The sequence below is a fragment of the Frankia sp. CcI49 genome, from assembly GCF_001983215.1.
In the GTDB taxonomy this organism is placed as follows: domain Bacteria; phylum Actinomycetota; class Actinomycetes; order Frankiales; family Frankiaceae; genus Parafrankia; species Parafrankia irregularis.
Genome location: NZ_MOWP01000034.1, coordinates 23627 through 38667 on the forward strand (window position 1 = coordinate 23627; position 15041 = coordinate 38667).

The following is a 15041-nucleotide window of genomic DNA, read 5'->3' on the forward strand; positions in this document are numbered from 1 at the left end:
ATCTTGTTCGGCGGCAGGCGGCTGCCTGAAGCTCGGGATCGGCCACACGTGCGGGAGCCACCGACCGGTGGCTTTCATCGGCCGTCGGACATCGTCGCGAGAATCCGGTCGATGTCGTCCGGCGTCGTGCGGGGATTGACGATCGCGAAGCGGGTCACGGTCTCCTCGTTGTGGACGGTGGGGGTGACGAAGCCCAGCCCGCTGCCGAGCAGCCACGTCGTCCAGCGGTGGTAGTCCTCCGCGGACCATCCCAGCCGGCGCAGCACGACGACCGAAAGCTCCGGCTCGCGCACCAGCTCCACATAGGGCAGCTCCCGGATGCGGTCCGCCGCCGCCCGGGCGGTCGCGAGGCAGCCCTCCACGGCCCGGCTGTAGGCACGGGTGCCGTAGGCGGCCAGGGAGAACCAGAACGGCAGGCCGCGTACCCGCCGGGAGAGCCCGATCTGGTAGTCGGACGGGTTCCACGGGCTGTCGCGGTCGAGGACCTCCAGGTAGCCCGCCTGTTGGGCGTGGGCGGCCCGCGCCGCGGCCGGGTCGCGGTAGACCAGCGCGCACGCGTCGAACGGAGCGAACAGCCATTTGTGCGGGTCGACGATGAACGAGTCGGCGTCGCCGACGCCGTCGAAGAGATGGCGGGTCGAGGGGGCGGCGACGCCCGCGAGGCCGTAGGCGCCGTCCACATGCACCCACAGGTCGTGTGGACGGGCAGCGTCGACGATTCCGCGGATGTCGTCGACGACGCCGAACTGGGTGCTGCCCGCGGTGGCGACGACGGCGAACACCCCGGAGTCGCCGCCGGTCCCGGTTGCTGCGCCCCGGCTGCCAGGCGGGCCCGGGCCCCGGGTGCCCAGGGCACCGAGGGCCGCCGCGACCGCCTGGCCGGTCAGCCGTCCGTCGTCGTCGGCCGCGACGAAGACCGCGTCGACATCCATCACCTCGGCGGCCTGCCGCAGGGACGAGTGCGCCTCGGATCCGCACAGGAAGCTCCAGCGGGCCGGCGCGGGCAGGCCCCGGGCGGCGCGCCGGGCCCGCGCCGCGTGCCGCGCGGCCACCAGCGCCGAGAGGTTGCCGATGGTGCCGCCCTGCACGAACGCGCCGCCCGCCTCCGCCGGAAATCCGACCAGTTCGGACAGCCAGCGCAGCGCCTCGTTCTCGGCGTGGACCGCTCCGGCGCCTTCCAGCCAGCTCCCGCCGTAGATGGACGAGGCGCCGACCACCAGATCGAACAGAATCGACCAGCGGGCCGGCGCGGGCAGGCCCCGGGCGGCGCGCCGGGCCCGCGCCGCGTGCCGCGCGGCCACCAGCGCCGAGAGGTTGCCGATGGTGCCGCCCTGCACGAACGCGCCGCCCGCCTCCGCCGGAAATCCGACCAGTTCGGACAGCCAGCGCAGCGCCTCGTTCTCGGCGTGGACCGCTCCGGCGCCTTCCAGCCAGCTCCCGCCGTAGATGGACGAGGCGCCGACCACCAGATCGAACAGAATCGAAGCGCGCGTCGGCGCGGCGGGGATGAAGGCGAGATTGCGCGGATGGTCAGCCGAAATGCAGGCCCGGGACAAAACCTCGTCAAACACCCGCAGCGCCGCCAGCCCGCCGATGCCGTCCGGGGTAACCGTCGGCCCGGCCCGTTCCGCCAGTTCGGTGGGTGTGGCGCTCCCGTCCAGGGGTACCGGGTCGAGGCTCATCCGCGTCCGCGCGAGATCCACAACCGCCTGTTCGAGGCCAGGAGTGAGTGCTTCGAACATCGGGGAAGAGGAATCGGGCTGGCGCACCCGGCGGAGTCTAGGTGCCGCCCGCGTCATGCCGAAGAGATCAAGCGGTGGGCCCGGCGCGAGTCCCCGCCGGCGGGCGTTTACCTGCCGCGCTGGCGCCGCACCAGGAATCCGCCACCGACAAGGGCGAGGATCGCGACGATCAGACCTGCGCGCTTCATGCGAAACCTCCACGATGAGGGCTTGGTGATCGCCGGCTCCGAGCCGGCTCCCACCGCGTTCAGCCGCCAACATACCGAACACGGAGGCCACCCTCGACACGCCGCGCGGAAGTGAAGAAGTGTTGTCCCGGAACGGGCTTTGTTGCGTGGCCCTGCACCGTTCCACGATGAGATCTCCACTCCGACGACCACAGGTCGACGGCCGCCGCAACCGAAGCCGTCGGTGACCGGTTCACGAACCCCGCGCGCTGGGCCGGTCGGATGCCCCGGGCTGGGCCGGCTGTTACGTTTTCTCCACCGTCTTCTCCACCGTCGGCTCCGGGCGACCGCCAGGCACCGACGGGCCGCCGGATGCTCTGACCTGCGTCGGCGGCAGGTTGAGGATGTGTCGTGGCGGCGTTGAAGGGGGCGGCGAGTGAAGGTCGACGGCACTCTCGGTGGGCTGGCGGACGCCGTGGCGCGGGCCGGCTCCGCCGAGGACGCGGGCTATGACGGAATCTGGGCCGGCGAGGTCAACCAGGACCCTTTTCTGCCGCTCACCCTCGCCGCCCAGACGACGTCCAGGGTGGAGCTGGGAACGTCGATCACGGTCGCCCTGGCGCGTTCTCCAATGTCACTCGCCTATACCGCGAACGATCTGCACCGCTTTTCCGGCGGGCGGCTGCGGCTTGGCCTCGGCTCGCAGGTGCGGGCGCACATCACCCGGCGCTTCTCCATGCCCTGGGGGCGGCCCGCGCCGCAGATGCGGGAATTCGTCCTGGCTATGCGGGCGATCTGGTCGAGCTGGGCCGACGGCACTCCGCTCAGGTTCGAAGGTGAGTACTACCGGCACACGCTGATGCCGCCGGCCTTCGTGTCACCGGCGCACCCGTTCGGGCCGCCGCCGGTTTTCCTGGCCGGGGTCGGGGATGCCATGACCCAGGTCGCCGGTGAAGTGGCGGACGGATTTCTGTGCCACTGGTTCACCAGCCCGCGGTGGATCCGCGAGCACACGATTCCGGCGCTGGAGCGGGGCCGCCAGCTCACCGGCCGCACACTCGACGGGTTCGAGATCGTCGCGGGCGGCTTCGTGGCGACCGGAACCGACCAGGAGATAACCGAGGGCGTGCAGAGAATGCGCTCCCAGATCGCCTTCTACGGGTCGACGCCGGCCTACCGGCCGTTGCTGGAGCTGCACGGCTGGGGTGACCTCGGTACCGAGCTCACCGTGCTTTCGAAGCAGAACCGATGGGTGGAGATGGCCGGGCTGATCGACGACCAGGTCGTCGACGCGTTCGGCCTGGTGACCACGCCCGAGGAGCTTCCCCGCCGGCTGGCCGAACGTCTGGGCGGCCTGGTGACCAGGGTGGCCTTCACGCCACCGGCATCCTTCGGCCCGGAGCGGGTGCGGGAGACGCTCCACGCGATCCGCGCCGTCACGCCCTACTCCCCCGCACCCGGCCCGGCGCCCGAAGCCGCAGCCGAGCCCGAAGCCGCCCGCGAGGCGGCGGTCAGACGATGACGGGCAGCTTCTCGTAGCCGCGCACCGTGCTGGTGTGCAGGCGCACCGCGCGGTCCCGGTCGACCTCCCAGTTCGGGAAGCGGCGCAGCGTCTCCTCCAGCGCGATCCGCCCCTCCATCCGGGCCAGCGCGGCGCCCAGGCAGAAGTGCGGACCGTGGCCGAACGAGACATGGCTGTCGAAGCGGCGCCGGACGTCGTAGCGGTCGGCGTCGGGGTACTTGCGTTCGTCCCGGCCCGCCGAGGCGGTGAGGAGCAGGATCCGCGACCGGGCCGGAATCTCGATGCCGTGCAGGACGACGTCCCGGGTGGTTGTGCGGCCCTGCACCGGCGACGGTGCCTCGTAGCGCAGCGTCTCCTCCACGGCGTTCGCCAGTCCGGACGGGTCGGCGGCGAGGTCGGCGCGCTGGTCGGGATGCGACTCCAGCAGGTCGCAGGCCCAGCCGAGCAGCCGGGCGACGGTCTCCGTCCCGGCGGCGACGAGGAGGTTGGTGAAGTCGGTCGCCTCCGCGGTGGTCAGCCGACGGGTCCCCTCCGCCGTGGTGATCTCGGCCTGGGCGAGGCCGGTCATCATGTCGTCGCGCGGCTCGCGGCGCCGGGCCTCGATCTGCTCGGAGAAGTAGGTGTGCAGCTTGATCTGGGCGGCGAAGGAGATGTCGTTGATCATCCCCTTGCCGTCCTCGATGTGGAAGGTCTGGTCGATGGTCCGCCGGATCTCCTCCCGGTCCTCCGGGTTGACCCCGATCAGCTGGGAGATCACCATTGAAGGCAGCTGTGCGGCGAAGTCCTGCACGTAGTCGAACCCACCGCCGCCGACCTGCCGGTCGAGAAGCTCCGCACAGAGCTGGCGAATGTGGCTTTCCAGGGCAGCGACCCGCCGTGGGGTGAACGCACGGGAGACCAGCGCGCGCAGCAGGGTGTGCGCTGGCGGGTCCATGAAGATGATCTGTCCGGTGCTCAGCGGCTCCGGCCCCATGAGCTCGAGGACCGTGCCGTGCGCCGAGCTGTAGGTCGCGGGATCGACGTGGGCCTCGTCGACGTCGKAGTGCCGCGAGAGGGCGTAGAAGTCCAGCTTGTCGTTGCGGTAGACCGGGGCCTCGTCCCGCATCCGCCGCCACACGGGGTAGGGGTCGACATCGACGATCTTGTCAAACGGGTCMCAGTACAGGTCGTCCGTCACGGTCAGCCCTTCCCTCGCCATGCCCGCGCCTTCCAGCCCGAGCGGACAGCCAGTCCGGTCGCTGCGTCAGCCACTCCCGCACCCGTCGGATGCGGACATGCGCCTGCGCGCTGATTCGTCAACCTCTCCTAGCAGATTGACGCGTACACCACTCGACGAGCAACCAAATGCGACCGCCGGTCGCCTGATTGGGCATCTGGGCCAGCCAGCCGGCGCAACACCGGCCTGACCGGCCTGACCGGCCGCCGGGCGGTCCGGGGTGACCGGCCGCCGGGCGGTCCGGGATACAGGAGTCACCCGGCGCCGCCCGGCAGAGAAGTCAGCTGAGACGGTCAGCTGACCGTGATCGCGCGCTCCGGGCAGTTCTCCGCAGCCTCGCGAGCCTTGGCCTCATGAGCCGGGGGAACCTCCGGCACCGCCACTAAGCCGTGGCCCTGCTCGTCAAGCTCGAACACCTCGGGGCAGATATCCCAACAGCGGGCGTGCCCCTGGCAGAGGTCGTGATCGATCGACACCTTCATGGCTGTATCTCCCATCTCGTTATGTCGTTACCCAGCCGGCCCATGGCGTGGGCCGGCACACCGCGTGGGTCAGTCGAACCAACTGAGCTTCTCCATCTCACAGTGCACTGTCACGCGACACCACCGGTCGGAGCCGCCGACGGGAAGGGCTCAACCGAGCCCGCTGCGTCTCACGCCGCACGGTCACCGGACGACGCCAGTCGCAGCCGGCGACGGAAAGGGCTCGCTGGTCATCCGGCGCCGCGCCAGCTCGGACGATTCGATGAACGGCGCGTTGGTCTCCAGACACGCGGCCCAGGCCGCGCGGCTCCGGGCCGGGTCGCCCGCCACCAGCGCCGCGACCACCTCCTCGAACAGCCGGACGTTGTCCTGCGCGGTSGCCACCCAGACCTCGTCAACCCCGGTGGTGAGCGCCGCCCCGGTGCCGAGGCGCACCCACTGGAGGATCTCCGCGATCACGGTGAGCGCGGGATTGCCGGTCGCGGTGAAGGCGAGCGCGCTGCCCCGGCCCCAGATGTCGGCGAACCGGGGCATGTCCCGGGTGCAGCTGCCCAGCTCGTCCCGCAGGGTGCACAGCGTGGCCAGTGACTCCTGGTCGATCCTCGACGCGGCGAGCTCCATCATCGCCGGCTCGATGACCGTCATCGCGCGGAAGAAGTCGGCGAGCGTCGTCTGCCGGGCCTCCAGCGCCGTTCCCGCCAGCTGGGCCGCGACCTTCGTCGAGGGATGGCGGATCCGCGGGCCGGAACGGTCCCCCGTCCGCAGCTCGATCAGGCACTCGGTCTCCAGGATGCGCAACGCCTCCCGCAGCGTGGGACGGGAGATGCCGAACTCCTTGGCGAGGTCGGCCAGCGAGGACAGCCGGGCACCGTCGGCGAGACGGCCCTCGGCGATCCGCGCCCTGATCTCGGTCGCGACGGCCATGGCCATCCGCTGCGGTGGCCCGCTGCCCACCGAGCCGCCGCTGCCCACCGAGCCGCCGCTGCTCGCCGAGCCGCCGCTGCCCACCGAGCCGCTTTGGGCCCGCCACAGCGGGACGACGTCGATCACCTGCCGGCTGCGGCTGCGGCTCACCTGGAGTCTGCTGGTGCTGACCAGATAGTCGCTCCAGGCCTGGCTGGCGCGGGCACCGTCGCGAGCACGCACGGCCCGCAGCAGCTCGCCCTGGCTGGCGACGACGCGGCGGGCCGCCCGCTCGGCCGACGCCAGGTCGGGGGTACCGACCACGGCGTAGACCTGACCTGCGTAGATGTCGCGCAGCACGCCGGTGAACACCGCGATCGAACGGTTGCCCGCCAGGTCGGTGACGGCCTGGTCGAACGCCGCGACCGCGGTGGCGAAGGCGAGTGGATCGCCTTCGGCCGCTCGGGTGTTCTCGTGCAGCGCCGCGACGTGGTCGAGCCCTTCCTGCCCGCAGCGCAGCGCCAGCTGCTCGGCGGCGTGCGGCTCGATGACCAGGCGGGCCTCTTCAAGGTGGGCCAGCGTCGTGCGCCGCAGCTGCAGCAGGAGCGCCACGTACCGGCTGACCGCGGCCAGGCCGGGCCGGCGGATGACCGCGCCACCACCCCGCCCGCGCCGGACCTCCAGCAGCGACTGCGACTCCAGGATCCGCAGTGCTTCGCGCAGCGTCTCCCGGGACACCTCGAAGGCCGCGGTGAGCTCGGCCTCGCGCGGTAGCTGCTGGTCCACGACGAGCTCGCCGCCGAGGATCTGGCGACGCAGGTCCGCCGCGAGGATCTGCGCGATCTTGAGGGGTGGCCGACGGGCCGACACCCGGAAAACGGCTGCTCGCTCGTCGTGGCCGCTGGCCACGCCCGCTTCGTCCGTCAAGAACGCTCGCCGCCCGTCAGCGACGCTGAAACCAAGACCAGCATCCGTTTCTCCTAAGCCTCCCGCATCCTCCCACGCCCCGTGACGCGCTGCGGAAGCTTGGAACCATGCCCGCCGGCAAGCGGTTCCCGGCCAGCGCCAAGCCCCGGACCGGCGCTGGGACCTGGACCGGGGCTGGACTCTGGGCCGGGGCTGGACTCTGGGCCGGCGTTCAGCCGCGGACCGGCACTCAGCCGTGGCCATGCAGCGCGGCCACCACGGCCGCGTACATGCGGGCCTTGATCGTGCCCAGGGTGTCCCCGGCCTTGCCGGCCTGTGCCTCGGCGATCTCGACGGCCGTCGACCGCACCGCGTCCTCGTCCACTGCCTGGTCGACGATGCCGGCCGTGGCCGCGGCCGTCCCGCCGTAGCGGCGGGCGGTGACCATCGCCTCGTGCGCCGTCTGCGGCGTCAGCCGGGACTGGATGAGCGCGGACATGCCCTCGGTGAACGGAATGTGGATGTCGGCCTCGGGCAGGCACCAGAAGCCACGGTCGGCGCGCATCACCCGGAAGTCGTGCGCCAGCGAGAACATCGCGCCGGCGGCGAACACGTGGCCCTGCAGCGCGGCGACCGTGACCAGGGGCAGGGTCAGCATCCGCGCGAGGAGCCGGTGCACGGAGTCGACGTAGTCCTGGTGTTGCTCGGCGTGCGCGAACAGCCAGTCCAGATCAAGGCCGTTCGAGTAGAACCGGCCCGTCGCGGTGGTCACGAGCGCCCGGGGCCCGTCGGCCTTCTCCAGCTCGTCCAGGGCGGCGTTGACGGAGCTGATCCAGTCGGGATGGAACCGGTTCTCCCCATCGCCGAGATCGAGAACGGCGACGTCGCCGTGGCGCTCCAGAGTGGGCATGTGCGGTCCTCGGCCTTCCGTGCGGGGAGATCGTCAGAGCGGCGGAGCCAGGCCGAGACACCCCCCAGCCCGTTCGGCCCCACAGTGCCGTTGCACAAGAGTGCTGGATAGTGCCGCTCACGAGCACCCGGCCACGCTCGGCCATACCTGGCGACGCCGCTGCCCGCGGCCTCCGTTCCGGCGCCGCCCGCCGCCAGCCTCCCGTCAGCCGGCCCCGTCGAGCGGCAGGTCCGCGTGCTCGGCGAGGCCCGCGGCCAGCGTCGCCAGCGTGTTGTACTTCCAGATGAAGTTCCCCGGCAGGGTGATGCCCAGGTCCGGTTCGAGGCGGGAGCGCAGCTCGAGCGCGAGCAGCGAGTCGAACCCGAGCGAGCGCAGCGGGACGTCCGGGTCGAGGATCTTCGAACCCAGCCGCAGCACGGCCCGGATGTGATCGGTGAGGTAGGTCTCGAACGCCCCGCGCCGCGGGGCACCGGGTGGGGTCGTGCGCAGCTCACCCAGGACGTCCCGCGGCCCGGCCGGCGTGTTCCCCGGTGCCGACGCCGACGCGGGCGCTCCGGGCGGTGCGCCGACCAGGCGGCTGAACAGCGGCAGGGAGCGCCCCGCGGACGGCACCCAGCTTCCGGGGGCCCCGGGGAGCACACCGGTGTGCCGTCGGCCGTGGACCAGCACGGTCCGCAGCGCGGCGAGCCCGGTCGCGGTCGGGATCGTGGCGTAGCCGCGGCCGGCGAAGTCCGTCGCGGCCCCGACCTCGTCCCAGGGCCCCCAGTTGACCGCGTGCGTCGGCAGCCCCTGGGCGTTGCGCCAGTCCGCGAAGCTGTCCAGCCAGGAGTTCGCCGCGGCGTACACCGCCTGGCCGGGATTGCCGAGCAGCGACGACATCGACGAGTACAGGACGAACCAGTCGAGGCGTTCCCCACCGGTCGCCTCGTGCAGGCGCCAGGCGCCGCTCACCTTCGGACGCCAGACGCGGCGTAGCTGGTCGGCGGTCGCCGTGGTCAGCGCCGCGTCGTCGAGCACCATCGCGGCGTGCACGACTCCGCGCAGCCGCCCGCCGTCCGCGGTGGCGGCGGCGACGAGCCGCTCGGCGACTCCGGGGCCGGCGACGTCGCCGAGCACCACCCGCACCGCGTCGTCCCACGGTGCCAGCCGCCCCAGATGCTCCAGGCGGCCGGCGACCTGCTTCGTCGGGGCGGACCGCCCGTTGAGGATGACCCGGCGGGCGCCCTGGGCCACCAGCCAGGCCGCGGTCTCCAGACCGACACCGCCGAGCCCGCCGGTGACGATGTAGGAGCCGTCGGCGCGGACCGGCGACGGCGGGCCGCCCGGAAGGGCGACCGTGGTCTGCCCGCTGGCGGGCACCGCGAAAACGATCTTGCCGATGTGGCCCGCGCCGGCCATGAGCCGGAAGCCGTCCGTCGCCGCCTCCAGCGGGAAGGTCGTGACCGGCAGCGGGTGCAGGGCACCGGCGGCCAGGGCCGCGCCGACCGCCTGAACCAGCCGGGTGAAACGCTCCGGCTGGTGCCGGCACAGCTCCATCATGTTCACGCTGGCGAAGGTGATGTTCCGCCGGAACGGCAGCAGGCCCAGCGGGGCGTCCGCGAGGATGTCGCGCAGCCCGAGCTCCACGAAGCGGCCGTGCGGCGCCAGGCAGTCCAGGCCCGCCCGGATCGCCGGCCCGGCCAGGGAGTTGAGGACGACGTCCACGCCCCGGCCGCCGGTCGCCGCCCGGGTCTGCTCGGCGAACTCGACCGAACGTGAGTCCATGACCTGGCGGATCCCCATTCCGCGCAGGTAGGCACGCTTCTCCGGCGTGCCGGCGGTGGCGAGTACCTCGGCCCCGATGCCACGGGCGACCGCGATGGCGGCGAGGCCCGTGCCGCCGGTGCCGGCATGGATCAGGACGCTCTCACCGCGCCGCAGCCGCGCTACGTCGTGCAGCGCGTGCCAGGCCGTGAGGTAGGCGATGGGCATCCCCGCGGCGGTCGGCGGGTCGTACCCGTCCGGGATGGGGATGGTGTGGGCGGCCTGGGTGGTCAGGAACGAGCCGAACGCGCCCCCACCGTCGAGGTTGACCGCCATCACGGTGTCGCCGGGGCGCGGCTGGTCGACGCCGGGCCCGACCGCGGTGACCACACCCGCGCATTCGAAGCCGACCGCAGTGGCGGGCAGCGCGCCCAGGGCGATGAGCACATCCCTGAAGTTCAGGCCGGCGGCCTGGACCCGGATCTCCACCTGGCCCGGTCCGGGGGGCGCCGGCTCGGAGCGGACGATCCGCAGCTGGTCCAGATCTCCGTTGCCCGGCGGGCGCAGCACGAACCGGTCCCGGCCGTACGTCGCCACCCGGTGGCCGGCGGCCCGCCGTTCGACGTCGGTCACCGGAGCGGGAACCACGCGGGCGACGAAGCGGACACCGGCCCGCAGCGCGACCTCGTCATCCGGGCTGTCCGCGAGCAGCTCCCGGACGATCGTCGCCGTGTCCGCGGCCTGGGCGGGCCCGGCGCCCCGGGGGGACCGTGCCCCGGGATCGGCGTCGATGTGGACGACCCGCAGTTCGGGGTGCTCGAGGGCGATCACGCGGATCAGCCCGTGCACACCGCCGTGATCGAGGTCCGGTGCGGTGTCCGCGGCCGGGGCGTGCGCGCCGCGGGTCAGCACGTAGAGCCTCGGCGCCGGACCGGTCCGCGCCGTCAGGGACTGGACGACCTGCAGCAGCACGCCGGTGACCCGCTCGGCCTCGGCCGGCCCGGCGACCGTGATCGAGCCCTGGCGCGGGATACCGAGCGCGGCGTCCCGCGTACCGACCGGCCCGGACGTCGCCGGGGAGCCCGCGGGCACCACATCGTCGAGGACGACGAGCACCCGGGCGTGGTGCTCGTCGTCCGGGTGCTCGTCGGCAGGGTGCTCGCGGGCGGCCTCGTCCCGGCCTCCGCTGCCCCGGCTCCCACTGTCCCGGCCCTCACTGTCCCGGCTCCCGAAGTTGTCGGCACCTGTCAGGCCCGGGAGACCAGGCCCCGCGGGCGGAACCGGCAGGTCCTCGAGGTCCACCTGAGCACCAGCCGCCAGCAGGGCGTCATGCAGGGCGGCGGCGGAGCTCGCGACGCTGCCCAGGAGCCCCCACCGCCCGGCCGGTGCCGGTACGGGCGCGGGAGCTGGAGCTGAAGCAGCAGCTGGAGCCGCTGCCGCTGGCGACGGCGGCGGTGCCGACGCCAGCGGCCCGGGCAGCGCTGCCGGCCCAGAAGGCAGCGCTGCCGGCACGGACGGCTCCCAGGCCAGCGTGTACAGCCATTCCCCGGCTTCGGTTTCCGCTTCCGTTTCGGCCGAGGCCGAGGCCGAGGCAGAGGCCGCCGAGGTGCCGCCACCGGGAACGACCTGCTCCAGGAAGCGGATCCCCGTCGCGGACACGACCGGCGCACCTGTCGCGTCGAGAACGCGCAGCCCGCCGACGAAGGACTCGGCGGTGGCCTGCTCGATCCATCCGTGGCAGTACCGGGCTGCCGCCGGATCCCCGAGAACCCGCAGGCTCGCCACCCGCACCGGGAGAATGAGCCGCCTGGCCCCCGTCCCGTCGAGGAGCCCGGGCACGCAGCCCGTCAGCGCCTGCAGCGCGGCGTCGAGCAGGACGGGGTGGATCCGCAGGCCGTGATCGGCGGCGTCCGCCATCGGCGGCATCGCGATCGCGCCCCAGACACTCCGGTTGTCCGGGGCGACGTGGAGTTCGGTGAGCGCCGTGAAGGCGTCGCCGTACTCGATGCCCCGCTCGCGGAGCCGGTCGTACAGGCGGGTGGGCCCGACGGGCTTCGGGTGCGCGGTCGCGAGCGCCGCCAGCGGGGAATCGGTCGGCGGCGGGCCCGGCGCACGGCCGTGACGCAGGTTGGCGGTCATGTGGCGGGTCCAGGCGCCGCCGGGTCCCCGTGAGTGGATCTCACAGGATGTCTGGCCGGACCCGGTGGCGGCGGTGGTGGTGATCTCCGTGTGGCTGTCGAGATCAAGCAGCTGCAGGAAGGTGACGTCGGTGATCTCGACGTCGGCGGGGCCGGCTTCGAACAGATCGCAGGCCGCCGTCAGCGCGAGCGCGCAGAAGGCGGCCCCGGGCAGCACCGCGCGCCGGTGTACGCGGTGGTCGGCCAGCCACGGAAGGGCCGCGGTCCCGGCGACTCCTCGCCACAGGTGACGCGGCTGCCCCCCGGGGAGCTCCAGCCGGGTACCCGGAAGCGGAACACCGTCTGTCGTGGGCACAGCGCCCGCCCCCGGCTCCCGCCCCGCGCCACCACCCACACCGGCACCGGAGGCGGAGTGAGAACCGACGCCGGCACCAGCACCGACGCCAGCGCCCAGATCTTCGTCCGGCCTGCCTTCCACCCAGTGCGGCGCACGGTCGAAGGTGAGCGGCGGGACGTCCACCAGCTCCCCATCCGGGTAGAGCGACGACCAGTCGACGGGCACCCCCACGCAGTACGCCGCGGCCAGCTGCGTGCGGAACACGAGCTGGCCGTCCTCGTCCCGCCGCAGCGTCGGCAGCACGGTCGGTTCGCGGGAGCCGCCGGACAGGATGTCACCGACCGACCGCGCGACCACCGGATGCGGGGAGATCTCGACGAACACCCGGTGACCGTCCGCCGCGGCGGCGGCGACCGCGTCCCGCAGCCGCACGGTCCGGCGCAGGTTGTCGCACCAGTAGGCGGCGTCGAACGCCGGAACCTCGCGCGGGTCGTCCAGCACCGTCGTGTAGAAGACCACCCGTGGCACGGCCGGGCGCACCTCGCTCAGGGCCGCCCCGAGGTCCCCGAGCAGCGGGTCGACCTGCGGCGAGTGGGAGGCGACGTCCACCGCGATCGGATGCGCCGGGATGCCGCGGGCGTTCCAGGCCGCGACCAGATCCCCGATCGCCGCCGTCGCGCCGGAGACCACGGTGGATCCGGGGGCCGCCAGCACCGCGACGTCGACGTCGCCACCGGCGCCGGCCGCCACGATCTCCGCCTCGGCCTGTTCCCGGTCAAGGCCGACGGTGGCCATCGCCCCGCTGCCCGCGACCCGGGTGAGCAGCTGGGAGCGCCGGCAGATGACCTGGACGCCCTCGGCGAGGGCCAGCGCGCCCGCGACGACCGCGGCCGCCACCTCGCCCATCGAGTGGCCGATGACCGCGGCGGGCTCGACACCGTGGGCACGCCACAGCGCGGCGAGCCCGACCTGCATCGCGAAGAGAACCGGCTGTATCCGGCCACAGCCGGTGAGTGGCTCCGCGCGGCGTAGCGCCGCCAGCACGGAGAACCCGGCCTCGGCGGCGATCAGGGGCTCGACCTCGGCAAGGGCCGCGGCGAACGCCGGTTCGGTGTCGAGCAGGTCGGCGCCCATGCCCGCCCACTGCGAGCCCTGACCGGAGAACACCCAGACGGTCTGCCTGCGCACCCCGGCGCCGACGGCACCGGACACGACGGATGGTGACACTCCTCCGGCCGCCCAGGCGCGCAGATCGCGGATCAGCTCCGCACGGTCACCGGTGACCACCGCGAGCCTGCCGTGCCCGCGCGAGCGTCGACGGGCCAGCGTGTAGGCGACGTCGTGCAGGTCGTCGAATCCGCCGGTCACGCTGTGGTCGCCGGTCACGCTGTAGTCACCTGTCACGCTGTAGACACCGGTCACACGGTGCCCGCCGGTCACGCCGCGGTCGCCGGTCGCACTGCGGTCACCGGCCACGCTGTGGTCGCCGTCCGCCAGCCAGGACGCGAGCCGGGTCGCGGCCGCGGGCAGCGCCGCCACCGACCCGGCGCCGACCAGGACGACCTCGGGTCCGGAGGAACGTCCGAGCCTGGCGGAACTACCGCGCCTGGCAGGACTGCCGAGGCTGGAGGAACTGCCGGGCGCGCCCGTCCCGAGGGCGGTCCCGAGGTCGGGCTCAGGTGCCTGTTCGAGCACCACATGCGCGTTCGTGCCGGAGAAGCCGAACGATGACACCGCGGCCAGCCGCCTGGGCGCCGTGTTCGGCCAGGCGGCGAGCTCGGTCGGGACGAAGAACCGCGACCGGGTCGCGTCGATCGCCGGGTTCCACCGGGTGAAGTGCAGGTTGGGTGGAATATGCCCGTGCTGCAGGCACAGCACCGCCTTGATGAGCCCGGCGACACCGGCCGCGGGCTCCAGATGGCCGAGGTTCGTCTTGACCGAGCCGAGGGCACACGGCTGGCCGGCGGCGCCGTACGCCCGCGCGAGCGCCGAGAACTCGATGGGGTCGCCGACCGGAGTTCCCGTCCCGTGGGCCTCCACGTAGCCGACGTCGGCGGGCTCGACCCCGGCGCGGCGCAGGGCCGCGTTGGCGACCTCGTACTGGGCCTCGGCGGACGGAGCGGTCAGGCCGTCGGTCCGGCCGTCCTGGTTGACCGCGGAGCCACGGATCACGGCCAGCACCCGGTCACCGTCACGGCGCGCGTCGGCCAGCCGCCGCAGGACCACGAGTCCGCAGCCCTCGCCCCGGACGAACCCGTCGGCGGCGGCGTCGAAGGTGTGGCAGCGGGCGGTCGGCGACAGCATTCCCATCCGGACGAAGGACTTCGTGACCCGGGGCCAGAGCATCAGGGCCACGCCGCCGGCGAGCGCGACGTCGCACTCCTCGGATCGCAGGCTCTGGCAGGCGAGGTGCACCGCGACCAGCGACGACGAGCAGGCCGTGTCGATCGAGATGTTGGGACCGCGCAGCCCCAGCAGGTAGGAGATCCGGCCGCCCGCGACGGAGATCCCGTTCGTGAGCACGGATCCCTCCAGTTCCCGCGGATGTCCGGCGAGGTGGTCCATGTAGTCGGTGTAGCTGAGGCCGGTGAACACGCCGGTCGGGCTCGAGCCGAGGGTGTCCGCGGGCCGGCCCGCGTGGTCGAGGGCTTCCCAGGCGACCTCCAGCAGCAGCCGGTGCTGTGGGTCCAGGACGGCCGCCTCCCGCTCGGAGACGCCGAAGAAGCCGGCATCGAAGCCGGCGACGTCGTCGAGATAGCCGCCCTGGCGGGGTACCTTCCTGCCCGCCGCGGTCAGGACCGGGTCGGCGAAGGCGTGGCGCGCCCACCGGTCCGCGGGCGGCTCACCGACGGCGTCGCGCCCCTGCGCCAGCAGCCGCCACAACGCCGCCGGGGAATCCGCCCCGCCCGGCAGCCGGCACCCCATTCCGATCACCGCGATGGCGGTCCGGTCGCTGTCCAGGCCGCTGGCCCGGT

7 protein-coding genes are annotated in these 15041 nt (G+C 73.2%); 1 reads left to right on the forward strand and 6 read right to left on the reverse strand.

Annotation, left to right across the window (positions count from 1 at the left end):
* Positions 1 to 74: 74 nt before the first annotated feature.
* Positions 75 to 1742: a pyridoxal-dependent decarboxylase gene (locus CcI49_RS30295; RefSeq protein ID WP_198955678.1), complete on the reverse strand. Its 1668-nt coding sequence runs from the start codon at positions 1740 to 1742 to the stop codon at positions 75 to 77.
* Positions 1743 to 2345: 603 nt separating this feature from the next.
* On the opposite strand from CcI49_RS30295, the gene CcI49_RS30300 reads away from it, so the two are divergent.
* Complete coding sequence (locus CcI49_RS30300) at positions 2346 to 3431, forward strand: LLM class F420-dependent oxidoreductase (RefSeq protein ID WP_054568274.1); 1086 nt, start codon at positions 2346 to 2348, stop codon at positions 3429 to 3431.
* On the opposite strand, the gene CcI49_RS30305 is transcribed toward CcI49_RS30300, so the two are convergent.
* The 5 genes from CcI49_RS30305 to CcI49_RS30325 form a co-directional block, all read right to left on the reverse strand.
* On the reverse strand, positions 3421 to 4608 hold the full coding sequence (locus CcI49_RS30305) for a cytochrome P450 (protein WP_076832189.1): 1188 nt from the start codon (positions 4606 to 4608) through the stop codon (positions 3421 to 3423). The two genes, CcI49_RS30300 and CcI49_RS30305, sit on opposite strands and share 11 nt — an antisense overlap.
* 332 nt (positions 4609 to 4940) lie before the next feature.
* The gene (locus CcI49_RS30310) at positions 4941 to 5129 is read right to left on the reverse strand and encodes a ferredoxin (RefSeq protein WP_054568275.1); all 189 of its coding nucleotides are present in this window, start codon (positions 5127 to 5129) and stop codon (positions 4941 to 4943) included.
* A 183-nt stretch (positions 5130 to 5312) separates the two neighbouring features.
* A complete protein-coding gene (locus CcI49_RS30315) occupies positions 5313 to 6959 on the reverse strand; it encodes a GntR family transcriptional regulator (protein ID WP_076832158.1) in 1647 nt (548 codons plus the stop codon).
* A 229-nt stretch (positions 6960 to 7188) separates the two neighbouring features.
* Complete coding sequence (locus tag CcI49_RS30320) at positions 7189 to 7848, reverse strand: enoyl-CoA hydratase-related protein (protein WP_054568277.1); 660 nt, start codon at positions 7846 to 7848, stop codon at positions 7189 to 7191.
* A 204-nt stretch (positions 7849 to 8052) separates the two neighbouring features.
* Positions 8053 to 14991: a type I polyketide synthase gene (locus tag CcI49_RS30325; RefSeq protein WP_347280151.1), complete on the reverse strand. Its 6939-nt coding sequence runs from the start codon at positions 14989 to 14991 to the stop codon at positions 8053 to 8055.
* Positions 14992 to 15041 lie beyond the last annotated feature (50 nt).